The 16,273-nt window shown below is 40.2% G+C and carries 8 protein-coding genes and 1 pseudogene; 8 read left to right on the top strand and 1 reads right to left on the bottom strand.

The genetic code is table 11. The features are described 5' to 3' along the window. The first annotated feature begins 45 nt into the window (after positions 1 to 45). Positions 46 to 1,590 carry a glycoside hydrolase family 30 protein gene (locus tag EHW67_RS03805; RefSeq protein ID WP_158285068.1) on the top strand — a complete coding sequence of 515 codons (1,545 nt, stop codon included), beginning with the start codon at positions 46 to 48 and terminating at the stop codon, positions 1,588 to 1,590. A 48-nt stretch (positions 1,591 to 1,638) separates the two neighbouring features. Continuing rightward, positions 1,639 to 3,753, top strand: a complete 2,115-nt coding sequence (locus EHW67_RS03800) for a sulfatase-like hydrolase/transferase (protein ID WP_202911908.1) — start codon at positions 1,639 to 1,641, stop codon at positions 3,751 to 3,753. On the opposite strand, the gene EHW67_RS03795 is transcribed toward EHW67_RS03800, so the two are convergent. After that, a complete protein-coding gene (locus EHW67_RS03795) occupies positions 3,741 to 4,340 on the bottom strand; it encodes an RNA polymerase sigma factor (RefSeq protein WP_126161033.1) in 600 nt (199 codons plus the stop codon). The genes EHW67_RS03800 and EHW67_RS03795 overlap by 13 nt on opposite strands. 120 nt (positions 4,341 to 4,460) lie before the next feature. Between EHW67_RS03795 and EHW67_RS03790 the strand changes: the two genes are divergently transcribed. From EHW67_RS03790 to EHW67_RS20980, 6 genes and pseudogenes are all read left to right on the top strand, one after another. Next, a complete protein-coding gene (locus tag EHW67_RS03790) occupies positions 4,461 to 5,624 on the top strand; it encodes a FecR family protein (RefSeq protein WP_126161032.1) in 1,164 nt (387 codons plus the stop codon). 152 nt (positions 5,625 to 5,776) lie between these two features. Then, positions 5,777 to 9,106, top strand: a complete 3,330-nt coding sequence (locus EHW67_RS03785) for a SusC/RagA family TonB-linked outer membrane protein (RefSeq protein ID WP_158285067.1) — start codon at positions 5,777 to 5,779, stop codon at positions 9,104 to 9,106. A gap of 17 nt (positions 9,107 to 9,123) precedes the next feature. After that, positions 9,124 to 10,647, top strand: coding sequence for a RagB/SusD family nutrient uptake outer membrane protein (locus tag EHW67_RS03780; RefSeq protein ID WP_126161030.1), 1,524 nt, complete (start codon positions 9,124 to 9,126; stop codon positions 10,645 to 10,647). 167 nt (positions 10,648 to 10,814) lie between these two features. Then, on the top strand, positions 10,815 to 13,235 hold the full coding sequence (locus EHW67_RS03775) for a DUF5703 domain-containing protein (protein ID WP_126161029.1): 2,421 nt from the start codon (positions 10,815 to 10,817) through the stop codon (positions 13,233 to 13,235). A gap of 26 nt (positions 13,236 to 13,261) precedes the next feature. Beyond that, positions 13,262 to 15,417, top strand: a pseudogene (locus tag EHW67_RS20985) (glycoside hydrolase family 95 protein); the annotation flags it as partial. Then, positions 15,406 to 15,849 carry a glycoside hydrolase family 95-like protein gene (locus EHW67_RS20980; RefSeq protein ID WP_394343580.1) on the top strand — a complete coding sequence of 148 codons (444 nt, stop codon included), beginning with the start codon at positions 15,406 to 15,408 and terminating at the stop codon, positions 15,847 to 15,849. The pseudogene EHW67_RS20985 and the gene EHW67_RS20980, both read left to right, overlap by 12 nt. Positions 15,850 to 16,273 lie beyond the last annotated feature (424 nt).

Raw genomic sequence — 16,273 nt, 5'->3', positions numbered from 1 at the left:
ATAGGTAAATTTTTAAAGCTTACGATACTTCCAAAAAATAGGAATTTGCATTTCGGTTTCATGTTGGCCTGTACTTTACTAACTTCTTGCTTTGCGCTTTCGCAGGAAAAGGGGCTGGTAGAGGTCGATATTTTTACGGATAAGGAGTTTCAGACCATTCATAATTTTGCAGCCTCGGATGCATGGGCGGCCGAATATACGGGCTTATGGTCCAATGAAAAAAAGAGCCAAATGGCCAGGTGGTTATTTAGTATGGAACGCGATGCCAACGGTTCTCCCAAGGGAATTGGATTGTCGGCTTGGCGTTTTAATATAGGGGCAGGGAGTACGTCTCAAGGAGAAGAAAGTGGTATAAAAGATCCGTGGAGGCGGGCCGAAGGCTTTTTACAGAATGACGGAAGTTATGATTGGCAAAAGCAGGCTGGGCAACAATGGTTCCTACAAGCGGCAAAGAAACAAGGGGTGAATCAATTCATTGCATTTGTCAATAGTCCGCCCATACAGTTGACAACAAACCATAAGGCACATTCTACTGATGGCTTGGCCGCAAATTTATCCAAGGACAACTATGTGGATTATGCCAAATTTCTAGCTACGGTGCTAAAACATTTTAAAGACAGTTTAGCAATCCAATTTAAGTATATAAGTCCGTTTAACGAACCCCAGTGGGAATGGAAAGGCGGACAGGAGGGGTCTCCCTGGAACAATGATGAATTGGCCAATGCTACTAGGGTGATCGATTCTGTGTTTCTTAAGCAAAAAATAGATTCAAAAATAGAAATAACTGAAGCGGGCCAAATAGACTATATAACTGGGGAAAAAGAAAAGTATCGGAATAGGAGCAACCAGATTACTACATTCTTTAGTCCTGAAAGCCCTAATTATTTAGGGGATTTAAAATCCTTGGCCCCAAAAATAGCAGCACACAGTTACTTTACTACCTGGGATATTTCAAAACTCAAAAATAAAAGGCAGCGGATTGCACAAAAACTAGCTGAATATCCTTCCTTGGAATATTGGATGAGCGAATACTGTATTTTGGAGAACAATGAGGAGATCAGGGGAAAAGGTAGGGATCTAGGTATGTCCACGGCACTTTACGTGGCCCGTCTCATTCATGCCGACCTTACTATTGCCAATGCCAGTGCTTGGCATTGGTGGTTGGCAATGAGCCCGTACGATTTTAAAGACGGACTAATTTATGTGGATAAGGATAGTGAGGACGGAAACTTCTATGGCACCAAATTACTTTGGGCATTGGGAAATTATTCCAGGTTTATAAGGCCAGGAGCCAAAAGGGTCTTGGTCACCTATGACAATTTTAATACGGTGGAAAACCTGAAAGATGGAGTATTGTTATCGGCCTATATAAATACGGACAAAAGTTTGGTGTTGGTTGCAGTAAACCAAGGGGAAAAGGCTAAGGATTTAAAATTAAATATAGATAAGCCATTTATTAATGAAGTCCGGACTTATGTTACCAATGAATCCCATAATCTTCATAAAATGTCCGACGGTCAAATACCTAATGGTAAGATACAGGTCTTGGGTAAATCGGTAACTACATTTGTTTTCCATTCAAAGGATTAATCTTAATTTGACCTACCCATTTTTAATCAGATAAGAAAATAACACTTTATGATTTATAAAATAATGATCACAAAAAGTATGCTTGCCCTTATATTGGTAGGTGCCTTTAATTCATTAATTGCCCAAACTAATAATAAACCGATGGGTGATGATGTTAACAAAAAGCCCAATATCATTTTTATCCTTACAGATGATCTGGGGTATGGGGACCTTGGTGTATTGTTTCAAAATATGAGGGCTATGGAAAAAGGTTCTGTCCACCCGCGAGCGTATACTCCCAATCTGGATCAAATGGCAGCGGAAGGTGCCCTGATGTCACAGCATTATTCTGCCGCACCAGTCTGTGCCCCATCCCGGGCCTCACTGTTGTTGGGGCGTAGTCAGGGTCATGCCAATATCAGGGACAATCAGTTCGACAAGGCCTTGGATAATAACCACACCTTAGGGTCTGTATTGCAAACTGCAGGCTATACCACAGCGGCCATTGGAAAATGGGGCTTACAGGGAAAAGGAGGTAAGGCACCCAATTGGACTGCCCACCCACTTAATCGAGGTTTTGATTACTATTTGGGTTATATACGTCATGGTGATGGTCATGAGCACTATCCTAAAGAAGGGGTTTATAGAGGTAAGAAAGAAGTGTATGAAAACAGGACCAATATTGCCGAAGACCTTGATAAATGTTATACTACCGACTTGTTTACGGCGGCTGCGAAGAAATGGATTGTCGATTTTAAGAAAGGAGACGATGGCGATAAGCCCTTTTTTATGTATCTGGCCTATGATACCCCCCATGCCGTTCTAGAATTGCCTACCCAGGCCTACCCTGAGGGAGGTGGATTGCATGGCGGACTACAATGGTTGGGAGAGCCAGGGCATATGATCAATACCGCTTCTGGAAAGGTGGATTCTTGGATGCATCCAGATTATGCCAATGCAACTTATAACCATGATGGGGATCTAGCAACTGCCCAATTGGCATGGCCTGAGGTCTACAAACGTTATGCAACTGATACCAGGCGGATAGACGATGCCGTGGGCGATATACTGCAACTGCTCAAAGATTTGGAAATTGATGAAAATACCATGGTGGTATTTACTTCGGACAACGGTCCGTCCAAGGAATCGTATATAACCAATGAACCTATATCACCTAGCTTTTTTAAGAGTTTTGGGCCTTTTGATGGCATAAAGCGCGATTGTTTGGAAGGTGGAGTGCGTATGCCAACATTGGCAATATGGCCAGGGAAAATCCCGGCAGGGAGCCAGATTGAAACCCCTAGTATTTCCTATGACTGGATGCCGACCTTTGCTCAGATGGCCGGACTTCCCGCACCGGCAGTATCGGACGGGGTATCCCTATTGCCTTCCTTACTGGGAAAAGGCAAACAGCCCAATAGTAATATCTATATTGAATACTATCAGCCAGGCAAAACACCGGAATACGCTGATTTTATTCCGGGGCACCAAGGGCGCCGTCGCAACCAAATGCAGATGGTACGTTTAGAAGATTATGTTGGCTTGCGTTACGATATTAGGTCCCAGGACGATGATTTTGAAATTTATGATGTGGTAAAAGATCCCCAACAGACGCAGAATCTGGCCAAGGACCCAAAATTGGCTCCCTTACAGCAGCAGATGAAGGATAAGGTTCTACGTTCGCGTACGCCAAACAATACGGCTTTACGACCCTACGATGACGCCCTTATTCCTGCAGTTACTGAGCGGGAAATGGAAAGGGGTATAAAATGGAGGACATATCAAGGCAATTTTTCATGGGTGCCACAAGTAAGCAACCTCAAGGAATCCAATTCTGGAGAGGAAAAGGAGTTGAGCGCGGTGATACAGCACAGTCTCAAATCGGGGGCTATGCTTCTGGAGGGCTACATAAGTGTTCCAGTTGATGGGGACTATACCTTTTACGTCTCGGCCAATTCGGCAGCATTTCTTAGGATCCATGATGTTGCAGTTGTTGATGCCGACTATGAATACTTTAGAAACGCACCCAAAAGCGGAGATATTAAACTTAAGGCTGGCCTGCATCCATATCGATTATATTATACCCCAGGACCAAAAGGAAAACCATCCCTAAAATTGGAATGGCACGGTCCTGGTATAGAGAAAGGGACTATTCCTGCGGAGGCATTTTTTCAGCCTAAATAAGGCCGTTGTTTTTCTTTCTTGAAACTAAAAAGAATAAAAAGTACGGCTTCCACCTTGGAACCGAGCTTTTCGGTAAGGATCTTGAAGGCTCGTGTAATATGGCCCTCCACGGTTTTTATGGAAATATTCAAGTATTCGGAGATTTCGGTATGGGTAAGCCCTTCTTTTTTATTCATTAAAAATATCTCCCTGCATTTGGAAGGTAAATTTTCAATTTCGGCATTCATTAAGTTAATTAGACCATCCAATTCTTCAGGTTCTATATCTGCCACCAGATCTATGGCTTCAAAATATTTTTTCTCCAAGTATATTACAGGTTTATTTTTACGATATTGGTTAATAAACTCGTTATAGACCGATTTGTATAAATAACTTTTTACGGATAATTTAGGATTTATATTTTTTCTATTGGTCCAAATAGTGACGAATACATTTTGAACAATATCTTCGGCCATACTATGGTCGTGGCACAAGGATTGGGCATAGGTACACAAATTCTGGTAATAAGAATCCATTAGCAGGTCATAGGCTTTTTCATCACCTAAAATTAACCTTTTGGCCAGGAATAAGCTTCTTTTGCTGTTCATTTTAAATGCGTTATTATCATTATTAGAAGATAATATTAGTAAAAAATTCAAAATAATCATAAAAAAATAGAGGGGTATTAAAAATTTGAACGTATTAGGTACATAAGTGTAAAAAATTAAATGGCCGAAATAGAAAAAATAATCGTTAAGTTTTTAAATCAAGAATCAAATTATTCCGAGTTGGAAAAATTGGAAACTTTTATTAAGAATGAACAAAGAATTCAAGTCTTTAATAATTTTGTTAAAACACAATACCTAAGTACACTTTCCATGACAGAATATGATGTTAATAAGGCCAAGGAGACTATTAAAACTAGGTTGAAAAAGGGCGAACAGACAAGAAGGGTGTACCTATCTAAGAAAATAGCGGTAGCGGCTTCCATTATGCTGTTGCTTGGCATGGCTTTTTACCTTTTGTATGATAATAGGCCAGTGAAAGTGTCTGAACCTGAAAAACAATCTAATTTAATTGTAGCGGGTACTGATAAGGCCATTCTGACCCTTGAAAATGGTAATGAGGTAGCTTTGGAAAAAGGGAAAAAAATTCAAACTGCTAAGGCTAGCAGTAATGGTGAAGAATTAATATATGTTGATAAAGAACAAAATGAAACCGATGTAAAAGAGCAGATGTACAATTACCTCACTATTCCTAGGGGAGGGCAGTTTTTCGTTAAATTATCGGATGGGACCGAGGTTTGGTTAAATTCAGAATCCAAATTAAAATATCCGGTAGCATTTAAGGACGGTCTTACGCGTAACGTGGAACTAATCTACGGGGAAGCTTATTTTAAGGTTTCACCCAGTGAGGAGCACAAGGGAGCTGCCTTTCATGTGTTGACCAAATCCCAGGAAATAAATGTATTGGGTACCGAATTTAATGTGAGGGCCTATAATAATGAGGAGCTAATTTCCACCACCTTGGTAGAAGGGAAAATTAATATAAAAAAGGGAGAGCAAAGTAAAACCTTGCGGCCAAATCAACAGGCCAGGATTAGTCGTGGTAGTGATAACATGGATATTCAAGAAATTGATGTTTCCCAAGAAATTGCATGGGTAAACGGATTGTTTAGTTTTAATGAAAAACCTTTAGGAGAAATAATGACGGATTTGTCCAGATGGTATGATACCGAAGTTGTTTATGAAAATGCCAAGCACAAGAGTTTTGTCTTTACTGGAATATTGGAAAGAACCGAAACCGTAGAGGATATACTCAAGCTTATTGAGGCCACCAGCGAGGGTCAGATAAAATTTGAAATAAACAATAAAACAATTAGTATTAAATAAGAAAAGGAAAAGGCCAGCACCTTCCACAGCAATAGCCTTTTTCCCAGTAGATCAATTAAAACAATGTTTAACTAAACCATTACAAATTTATGAAAATTAAATTAACCAACCGACCACCTTGCCCGTTGGGTAAAGTCCTTTTACGCTTTTTTATGAAATCCATTATTTTTCTCTTTTGCTCGATTTCATTTGCACTCACCCCCATCAGTGGGGTAGGCCAAAATGCAGAGATTATTGTCGATTCAGATGTCACCTTGAACGTTAAACAGGTCTTTCGGCTAATCAATAAACAAACGGATTATAAGTTTGTATATAGACATGATCTCATTAAGATTGCTCCAGATATAGACCTTAAAAAAGGAGTTATCAAAGCTGGTGATCTTTTGGATAAATGTCTTTCTCCCATAAGTTTTACATATAAATTTACAGATGGTTCCACTATTGTAGTGAAAAAAAGTCCAGTTGATTCCTCTGTAAATAATTTAGTTGAGATCTTGGATAAGAAATTACAATTTCAGGTGAGTGGAACCATAATGGATAATGAGGGGATGCCCCTACCAGGAGCCAACATTGTTGAAAAAGGGACCAGCAATGGGGTTACCGCTGATTTTGATGGAAAATTTTCAATACAAGTACAGGAAGCCAATGCTACGCTTATCATTTCGTACATAGGCTTTACTAAACAGGAAATATCACTCAATGGCCGAAGTAATGTCACGGCAGTATTAAAAGAGGATGCCGCTGGTTTGGATGAAGTCGTCGTGGTGGGATACGGTACGCAAAAAAAGGAAAACCTTACGGGTTCTGTAGCTACGGTAAGTTCTGACGAACTTATAAAGAGACCGGCAGCGAATGTAGAAAACTTATTGCAGGGGAGAGTTCCTGGTCTACAAGTTTCATCGTCTTCCGGTAAACCTGGAGATGAAGGAAATACTCTGCGGATAAGGGGAATAGGTACATTTAGTGGAGCGGGAAGTAGTCCATTGGTGCTTATAAATGGTATAAGCGGTGATATGACCAACCTTGACCCGAACGACATAGAATCGGTTTCTGTTTTAAAGGATGCCGCTTCCAGTGCCATTTATGGAGCCAGAGCTGCCAATGGGGTTATTCTTATTACTACAAAGCAAGGTAAAGCAGGTAGCCTTGTAATTGACTATCACGGCAATATTCAGGCGCAGAGCGCTAGTAGATTGCCGGACTTATTGTACAATTCTGCAGACTATATGCAATTTTGGAACGAAGCAAGGATTAGGAACGGTCAAGCCCCACATTTCACCCAGGCGGAAATAGATGGGTTCAGAAACAACCCTAACGATCCTGTAAATTATCCCAATTTCAATTGGATCGACCATACTTTCAATACCGCCATTGCACATAACCAGTCTTTTCGTATCAGTGGGGGAAACGAAAAAACGGTTTTCAGTGCTTCCCTTGGATATCTGGACCAACCAGGTATCACAAGTAATTATGAGTATCAAAAATTTAACGGCCGTGTTACGGTAGACTCCAGATTGAATGACTGGATCAAGATCGGGGGCGACATTCAGTTTGTAAATAAGGACATAACCAGAAGTAACTGGGACAATAATGTGGACTACCAAATTCTTGCCATTTACGGAGCAGGACCAAATTATACACCTACGATGACTTTGCCGGATGGAAGTACTGGATATGTAGCCCGTTACAGTGCCGATATTGCCGAATGGACTGTTAGAAACCCTGACGCTCAAGATGCAAGTGGTCTAATGACGGAGACCCGGTACAATGTACTGCCCCAGTTCTATAGTGAGGTTAATCTTACCAATAACCTGACTTGGAATTCCAAATATGCCCTTACCATTGACAATAATCAGTATAAGAATCATGAGCATGCCGTAGACAACTATTACTTTAAAGACGGTTCATATGCCCACAACAATGCTACTTGGAGGTTAGGGGTGGAGGATAGATGGACCACCAGTAAGTTGTCTACCTTTTATTCAACCCTAAATTATACCAAATCCTTAAACGATAACAACTTCAGTGTCTTGGCAGGATATAACCAAGAAGGATTTAAGGATAGATATCTTAGAGGGCAGAGAATTAATTTTCCGACCAACGATCTGAAAGAATTGGATGCCGGTGCTACCAATGGTCAATCTACCGGTGGTGGTGCAACGGAGTGGGCAATACAGTCATATTTTGGGAGAATTAATTATGATTATCAGGGTAAATACTTGCTCGAGGCCAATGCCAGATACGACGGTACTTCGAGAATTTCACCGGATACACGATGGGGTTTCTTTCCTTCCTTATCAGCTGGATGGAGGATTTCAGAAGAAGCGTTTATGGACAAAGTGGATTGGTTGGGCAATTTAAAACTCCGGGCTTCCTGGGGACAATTGGGAAACCAAAATGTTGGACTTTATCCTTATCAAGAAGTATTGTCAACCACTTCCTACCCGTTTATAAACTCGGAACCAGGTGTAATACAAAGCCGCATGGTGGATAAAAGTCTTAAATGGGAAACAACTACAATGACCGATTTGGGAGTTGATTTTAGCATGCTCAATGGCTTGTTTAGCTTTACGTTCGACTGGTATGACAAAATTACCGATGATATCCTTTATCAGATTCCGGTACCGGCAAGTATTGGCTTATCTGCACCCACAGTGAACTTTGGCAAAATGAAGAACACGGGAATCGATCTTGTCGTGGGTAGCCAGAAAAGTTTTGGTGATTTTTCCTACAGTACTAGTGTCAATTATTCCAGTTACAAGAATGAAGTGTTGGAGATTTTGTCCCCGACTTATGGAAATACCACTACTCAGGTAGGTCTTCCGTTTAATTCCCATTATTTGATCGAATTCGACGGAATATTTCAAAACCAGACGGAAATAGATGCAGCTGCCGTTCATCCGTTCAACCCAAAACCGGGAGACCTGAAATTCAAGGATGCAAACGGTGATGGCACCATAAATGCCGATGACAGGGTCGTGGTGGATGGAGCCTATCCCAAGTTCTTTTATGGTGGCACACTAGACCTTAGTTGGAAAAACTTTGATTTGTCGCTGTTTTTCCAAGGAGTCGAGGGGTCCAAGGCACACGTCCAGACATTGGCATGGGGTCTTACGCCGTACATGCAAGGATCGCCACCGACACTTGATTTCGTAAAAAATAGATGGACAGGGGAAGGATCTACAAATTCACATCCTGCCATGTTCGTTACTGGATACGGACCGGTCACTGGAACACCTAACACCTATTGGTTATTGGATTCATCCTATTTCAGACTTAAGAACTTGTCTATCGGATATAATATCCCCACCGATATATGCAAAACAATAGGACTTCAGGGTATTAATATTTACATGTCCGGCGACAATTTATTTACCATCACGCAATGGCCGGGATCAGATCCTGAAAAGGCCAATACCGGCTGGTTTACGGCCTACCCTCAGCTCACGACATACACTATGGGAGTTAAATTGAAAATATAATCTTAAAATATATTATTATGAAGATATACATAAAAATGGACAAGGTTATCACTTTCACCATTGTCCTATTGGCACTTTTTACACTTTCATGTGAAAAAGACTTATTGGATAAAAATCCGTTGACTGAAATTTCAAGCTCTACATTCTGGAATACCAAGAATGATGCCGACATGGCCCTTGCCGGTTGTTATGCACGCCTAAATAATTCTACATTCAATTTCGAGAGTAAGATGAGTTTAGATGTTCTTGCTGGAGAGGCAAGTAATGGAAGTGGCAATGCCCAAAACATGGCTTTAGGCTTAGTAGAATCCACCTCAGGGGGACTAATTTCATCTGTCTATAATGATTGTTACAGAGGTATAGCATCATGTAATTTTTTCTTGGCCAACATTGATAACACTCCAATCCCTACCAGTACAATAGATGTTTATAAGGCAGAGGTACTATTTTTAAGGGCGTTGTTTTATTTTACATTGACCGACTATTACGGGGGAGTGCCATTATATACAGAAACGCTTGAAAATATTGGGGAGGCTAAGGTGGCTCAGAGTTCAAAAGAGGAGGTTATTGCCCAGGTTATTGCGGATTTAGATCTAGCTATCACTAATCTGCCCAATACGGATTACAGCAGTGCAGGACACGCGGTAAAAGGTTCTGCATTGGCACTAAAATCGAGGGTGCTGCTATATCAAGGTGATTGGTCAGGTGCAGCAGCTGCGGCAAATCAAGTAATGACTGAGGGAAAATTTAGTCTATCGGATGATTTCCAGAATATGTTCTTGGTATATGGGCAGGATGCCAATCCGGAAATAATGTTTTCAACTAGATATCTAAACCCTGACAATTCCAACCAACAGGATATTAGAATTGAATGGCATGGAGTTTGGAACCCTAGAGAGGAACTCAGGGATGCATTCGAATGCACAGATGGCCTATCGATTAGTGAATCTCCACTGTACGACCCTGCCAATTATAAGTTAAACCGGGATCCAAGGTTGGAATACACCTTAAAACCATTTGATGACCCAGCCGTTAAAGCCTCAGGAGAAATTTTACCTTACGCCTATAACAATCCTTCTGTCACTGGGTATATGCCAACCAAAGGTGCTGATGTGGAAGCACTACCGGTGGATTATGCCACCAGAAGTGAACATGACTGGATATTGTTAAGATATGCAGAGGTCTTGCTGAATTTCGCTGAAGCGACAAACGAAATCAGCGGCCCTACGACTGAAGTGTATGATGCAGTAAATGCTGTACGTGGAAGAACAGGAATTGGTATGCCACCCCTTCCAGATGGGTTATCTAAAGACGAAATGAGGGCTCGAATTTGGAACGAAAGGAGGGTTGAGTTCGCAATGGAGGGGTTGAGATACAGTGATATTAGAAGATGGAAATTGGCAGAGACCTATATCAATACGTTGGTTGAACCTAATAGTGGTACTCCACGCGTATTTAATCCTACAAAACACTATTTATGGCCATTTCCACAATCTGAAATGGATGTTAACCCTAATTTACAACAAAACCCAGGGTATTAACATATTAGGGCATAATAATATCTGAACTGAACTATAGAACATTAGGCCTATAAGTACCTTGATTATAACTATTCTAGAAAAAAGTAATAAGAGTTGTTTTGAGTTAGTTGGAAAAAGGGGACTGGATTTAACGCCAGTCCTTTTTTTTAAATAAAAGTAAATATGCGATGAATTTTTATAAAATAAAAATACTCTATTTTTTACTGATTAGTCTGAGTAAAGTCTTTTCCCAATCACAACAACAACTACCTGATTTATACAATATTGTTTGGCAAGAGCCAAGTAAAAATAGTTCTGAATCAATGCCATTGGGTGGTGGTGATATTGGGTGTAACGTTTGGGTAGAAAACGGTGAGGTCCTACTTTATGTACAGCGCAGTGGTAGCTTTAGTGAAATCGGAGAGTTTTTAAAAATGGGCCGCTTCCGTGTAAAATTGAATCCAAACCCATTGGTTGGAGAAAATAGCTTCAAGCAAGAGCTAGAATTAGTCGACGGATTTATTGAGATTGAATCAAAGAAAAAGGTTGTTCCAAACAGTCTAAATGTTAAAATTAAATTATGGGTCGATGTATTTCGACCAATCGTACACATAGATGTAGAATCAAATCAAAAAATAAATGCCACTGTTGAATACGAAAGTTGGCGAACAGAAGATAAAGAATTAACGTTTGGAAAGGAACGCTTCGGAGCATTTGGCCTTGAAGGTTATCCCGGAAAAGTTATCAGGACTAAAGACATTTTTGAACAATGGACTGATGGAATTTTATTTTATCACCGCAACCCGGTCATGAAACCTATACCTGAGGCATATGTAAAACTTCAGGGATTGGAGGAATATACCGATGAAATAAAAGATGACCTAAAAAATCGAACATTTGGAGGATTGTTATTTGGCGAGGGCTTTATTGCAAATGGAACTAGGGTTGGAAAATATCAGAATACTCCTTTTAAATCTTGGGGAATAAAAAGTAACACCGCAAAAAGGAAACATAAAATTAGTATTGCAACACACATTGCACAAGCTGAAACAGTTTCCGAATGGAAAGCCAAGCTTTTAAATACGGTTGAATCTTCTAAAGTTGACCATCAGAAATCATTTGAGAATTCGGTATTGTGGTGGAACGATTTCTGGAATCGAAGTTATATTGTGATCCAACCTGAAAATTCGAATCCCAACGATTCCATTTGGCAAATTGGACGTAACTATCAATTGTTCCGTTACCAGCTGGGGGGAAATGCTTTTGGCGAATACCCAACAAAATTTAACGGTGGTAATCTAACTTTTGATTCTGGTCTGGTGAATGAAGAAAAAGCGCACGGTCCCGATTGGCGTCAATGGGGCGGATCCGTGTTTACGGCACAAAACCAGAGATTGCTTTATTGGCCAATGCTTAAATCGGGTGATTTTGATGCGATATTGCCTCAGTTTGAACTGTACCTAAAAGGACTGCCAGGTGCTACTGCACGTGTAAAGGAACATTTTGGCCATGAAGGGGCAGTTTATTGTGAATATACGAGTGTTCCAGGAATAGCCTTTGGAGATGGCTGGGGATGGCAGAATGATCAAAATTACAGGATACGCGGGGAGGAAATTCCTTTTGGCGACCCTCGAGCAAATGGAGCTAAAGCATATAATGACCCTGTAGAAAAAGGGGTCATGGCAAATGGGTCCATAGCCTACCATTGGGAGTCGCAGATTGAACATGCCTATATAATATTGGAATATCACCGATTTACTGGAGCCGATATAACAAGGTATATGCCTTTCATTGAAAAGTCTTTAATCTTTTTTGATGAACACTACCGTGGACGACAAAAAATGCGTAACGCTAAAGAATTGGATAAAAACGGAAAACTTGTAATTTTTCCTTCTACTTCTTGTGAATCGTATCGCGGGGCAAAAAACCCTGTTGACGTACTTTCGGGTCTTAAGGCATGCTTGACCAACATGCTGACCTTAAGCGAAAAATTACTCCCTTCAAAAAGAAAAGAATACTATCGGGAATATTTAAACCGCATTCCCAATTACGCATTTGAAGAGGTCAATGGTATACGAACAATTAAGCCAGCGGAAAGCTGGATAAATGAGTCAAACCAAGAACTACCACAATTCTACCCGCTGTTTCCTTTTAATCAGTTTAAGATTGGTGATACGGAGCTAGAATCATTCCAAAACTCTTATGATTTAGCTCCTGCCTTCCGAAAAGGAAATATTATTAGCTGGCATCAGGACGGTATTCAATTTGCTAGGATGGGAATGACCGATGCTGCGGCAGATTATAATGCAAAGAAATTGAAAAATTCAGATCGTCGATATCCAACATTCTGGGGCCCTGGACATGACTGGGTTCCTGATCACAATTGGGGAGGTTCTGGTATGATCGGACTACAGGAAATGTTGATGCAATGTTTTGGAAACGAAATACTGTTGTTTCCGGCTTGGCCAAAAACTTGGGATGTGAATTTTAAGTTGCATGCACCGAAAAATACTACTGTTGAAGGAATATTCAAAGACGGTAAAATAGAGGGGCTAAAAGTATTTCCTGAAAGTAGACGGGCAGACGTACGTATAGTTAATCATAAATAGGAAAGTAAAATAGGCAATTTGATATTATGAAAAAAACAATTGGAATTATAGCTTATTTGCTCTTTGTTTATAATGTATTTGGGCAAACCAATTCATACATCCTTCAGTATGATAAACCTGCCGAGGTATGGACGGAGGCCTTACCCATAGGGAATGGGTATATGGGAGGAATGTTCTTTGGCGATCCCTATAAGGAGAGAATTCAACTCAACGAGTCAACACTGTACAGTGGTGATCCGCACAGGAAATATGAAAATTTTAATATTCGCGCGGACTATAATGAAATTATGGCATTGTTTGATCAAGGTAAATATGCCGAGGGTCAGGAAATGGTTCAAAAAAAATGGTTGGGTCGCCCGCAGGATTTGTACCAGCCCATGAGTGATCTCTGGATAGATATGCTACATACCGGAAAGGTCTCCAATTACAAAAGAGTATTGGATATTTCCAATGCCGTACATAAAGTGTCGTATGCCATTGGTAAAACTAAATACGAAAGGGAAGTTTTTGCCAGTTATCCTGATCACATTTTTGTTATTAAGCTTTCATCCAAAGGACCGGACAAAATGAGCGGAGCGATATCTTTCTCCACGATTCACGAACCTACAATGGAAGTTGGTGGCTCAAATAATGAACTTTGTCTTAATGCACAGGTACCTGGATTTGCACTGAGAAGAACCCTTGAACACGTGGAAAACTATCAGGACGAGCATAAATATCCAGAAATATATAATAAGGATCGTACTAGAAAACCTATTGCCAAACAGATTCTATACCATGATGAGGTAGATGGGTTAGGTATGTACTTTCAATCTCGATTAATGGTTGATCATGAGGGCGGAGAAGTAGTATACATCGATGGGAAGTTAACGTTTACGAATGTCGATGAAATGGTCATAAAGCTTACATCGGCTACAAGTTTTACTGCTTTCGACGAAAGCCCTATTAGTATAGAATTGCCTGGACAACGGGTTAAGTCATATCTTAAAGGGGTGCTGAATTCCAATTATGAGAAAATTAAAGAACGTCATATTGCGGACTACACTTCTCTGTTTGATCGAGTCGATATTGAAATAAACAAAGTCGGGAAACGGTTAAGTCTTTCCACTGACGAACGGATCATGCGCTACAAAGAGGAGGTGATGAAAATCTCGTAGCACTATTTTTTCAGTACGGGCGCTATTTAATGATTTCGGGTTCAAGGCCTGGAGGACAGCCACTTAATTTACAGGGGATTTGGAATGATAAACTTATACCGCCATGGGCCAGTGCATATACAATGAATATTAATATGGAAATGAACTACTGGCCTGCGGAGGTCACAAATCTCTCGGAATGCCATCAACCATTTTTCACATCTGTAAAGGAGTTGTCGGAAAATGGGGCAAAAATGGCACGCTCAATGTATGGTAATTCTGGATGGTTGGCCAACCATAATATGTCCATTTGGCGGAATTCTGGGCCTGTCGATTCCTGTGCCTGCTCATTTTGGCCAGTAGCTTCGGGTTGGCTGGTTAGCCATTTTTGGGAACATTATCTTTTCACGGGTAATGAGGAATTTCTTAGGGATGAAGCCTACCCATTACTTAAGGGAGCAGTACTTTTTTACAAAGATTGGCTGGTTCCCAATAAAGACGGTTTTTTGGTGACGCCTGTAGGTCATTCGCCTGAACAAAGTTTTTTATATGGGGAAGGAGAAAGCTCAACTTTAAGTCCAGGACCAACGATGGATATGGCTTTAATAAAGGAGAGCTTTAACCGCTATTTGAAATCCTTGGACATTTTGGGCATTGATGATACTGAATTGAAGAATGAAATAATTGAAAAACAAAATAGATTGTTACCTTATCAAATAGGGAAATATGCACAGCTTCAAGAATGGCAGTTCGACTTTGAAGATAAGGAAATTCACCATCGACATATTTCTCATTTGTATCCTTTCCATCCAGGAAATCAAATTACTCCGACAACTAGTCCAGATTTGACAAAGGCTGTAAAGCAAGTATTGATAAGAAGAGGGGATCAGGCCACTGGTTGGTCCATGGGATGGAAAGTAAATATGTGGGCCCGACTTTACGATGGTGATAAGTCTTTGGAAATTATGTCAAAATTAATAAATCTAGTTAAAGAGAATGATCCCAAATTTAAGGGCTCTGGCAGTTATCCAAATATGTTTGACGCACATCCACCATTTCAGATTGATGGTAATTTTGGTGCTACGGCGGGTATTGCTGAAATGCTCCTACAAACTCATGATGGCTTTGTTCACTTACTTCCTGCTTTACCTACTAAATGGAAACAAGGGACCGCTACGGGTCTAAAAGCGCGTGGTGATTTCGAAGTAGGCATAACTTGGAAAAGTAATTCAATAAAGGAGGCGAAAATTGTTGCCAATAAAAGCGGAGTACTGCCCATAAGAAGTTCAGTAGCCTTAGATATTAAGGGAGGGCATATGATGAAGGAAAAGACACCCAATGATTTATTGTGTCCAATGGATGTAGGACCATTTCTGGATCATAAGAAAACACAATTGCCTCAAATAGATGTTCCAGTCTTTTATGAGTATTTTATCGAAACAGAAAAAGGGGACACAATAACGTTGATAGCGAAATAATATTCTTGTTAATGAATTTTGTGTACATTTTTTTTGCCAAATATCAAATAATGGAATTTGACTTAGCGTTATCTTAATACCTTGGTTGTACTGGGTAGTAATGCACCATGAGTTCCTTTTTTTACTAGTTGGCCTAATTTGAATCTCGGGTGTAAAACCATTTCCATAAATCAAATTCAATGGGATTTGTGAGATTAATATTTAATGTTATTGGCTTGATGGGAAATCCAATGAAGATCAGCCTTTTTGCTTTTTAAAATTAAAAAGAATAAAAAGTACGGTTTCCACTTTAGTGCCCAGTTTTTCGGTCACTATTCTGATATAATTTTTATCTTCCGCTTTGCAATTTTTCAGGAATCTATAAGATTATAGGTAGGAACAGAGCCGAAATTAATGAACACCGCGATTTTTCGAGTGCGTTCAC

Origin of the sequence: Arenibacter aquaticus (assembly GCF_003957295.1) — a bacterium.
Lineage (GTDB): Bacteria > Bacteroidota > Bacteroidia > Flavobacteriales > Flavobacteriaceae > Arenibacter > Arenibacter aquaticus.
Note: the sequence above shows the minus strand (reverse complement) of the source record. Positions and strands in the feature narration are given on the sequence as shown.

Coding starts and splice junctions, on each gene's coding strand:
- EHW67_RS03800 (WP_202911908.1), top strand. CDS start 1,639: ATGATTTATAAAATAATGATCACAAAAAGTATGCTTGCCCTTATATTG.
- EHW67_RS03795 (WP_126161033.1), bottom strand. CDS start 4,340: ATGAACAGCAAAAGAAGCTTATTCCTGGCCAAAAGGTTAATTTTAGGT.
- EHW67_RS03790 (WP_126161032.1), top strand. CDS start 4,461: ATGGCCGAAATAGAAAAAATAATCGTTAAGTTTTTAAATCAAGAATCA.
- EHW67_RS03785 (WP_158285067.1), top strand. CDS start 5,777: ATGAAATCCATTATTTTTCTCTTTTGCTCGATTTCATTTGCACTCACC.
- EHW67_RS03780 (WP_126161030.1), top strand. CDS start 9,124: ATGAAGATATACATAAAAATGGACAAGGTTATCACTTTCACCATTGTC.
- EHW67_RS03775 (WP_126161029.1), top strand. CDS start 10,815: ATGAATTTTTATAAAATAAAAATACTCTATTTTTTACTGATTAGTCTG.
- EHW67_RS20980 (WP_394343580.1), top strand. CDS start 15,406: ATGTTTGACGCACATCCACCATTTCAGATTGATGGTAATTTTGGTGCT.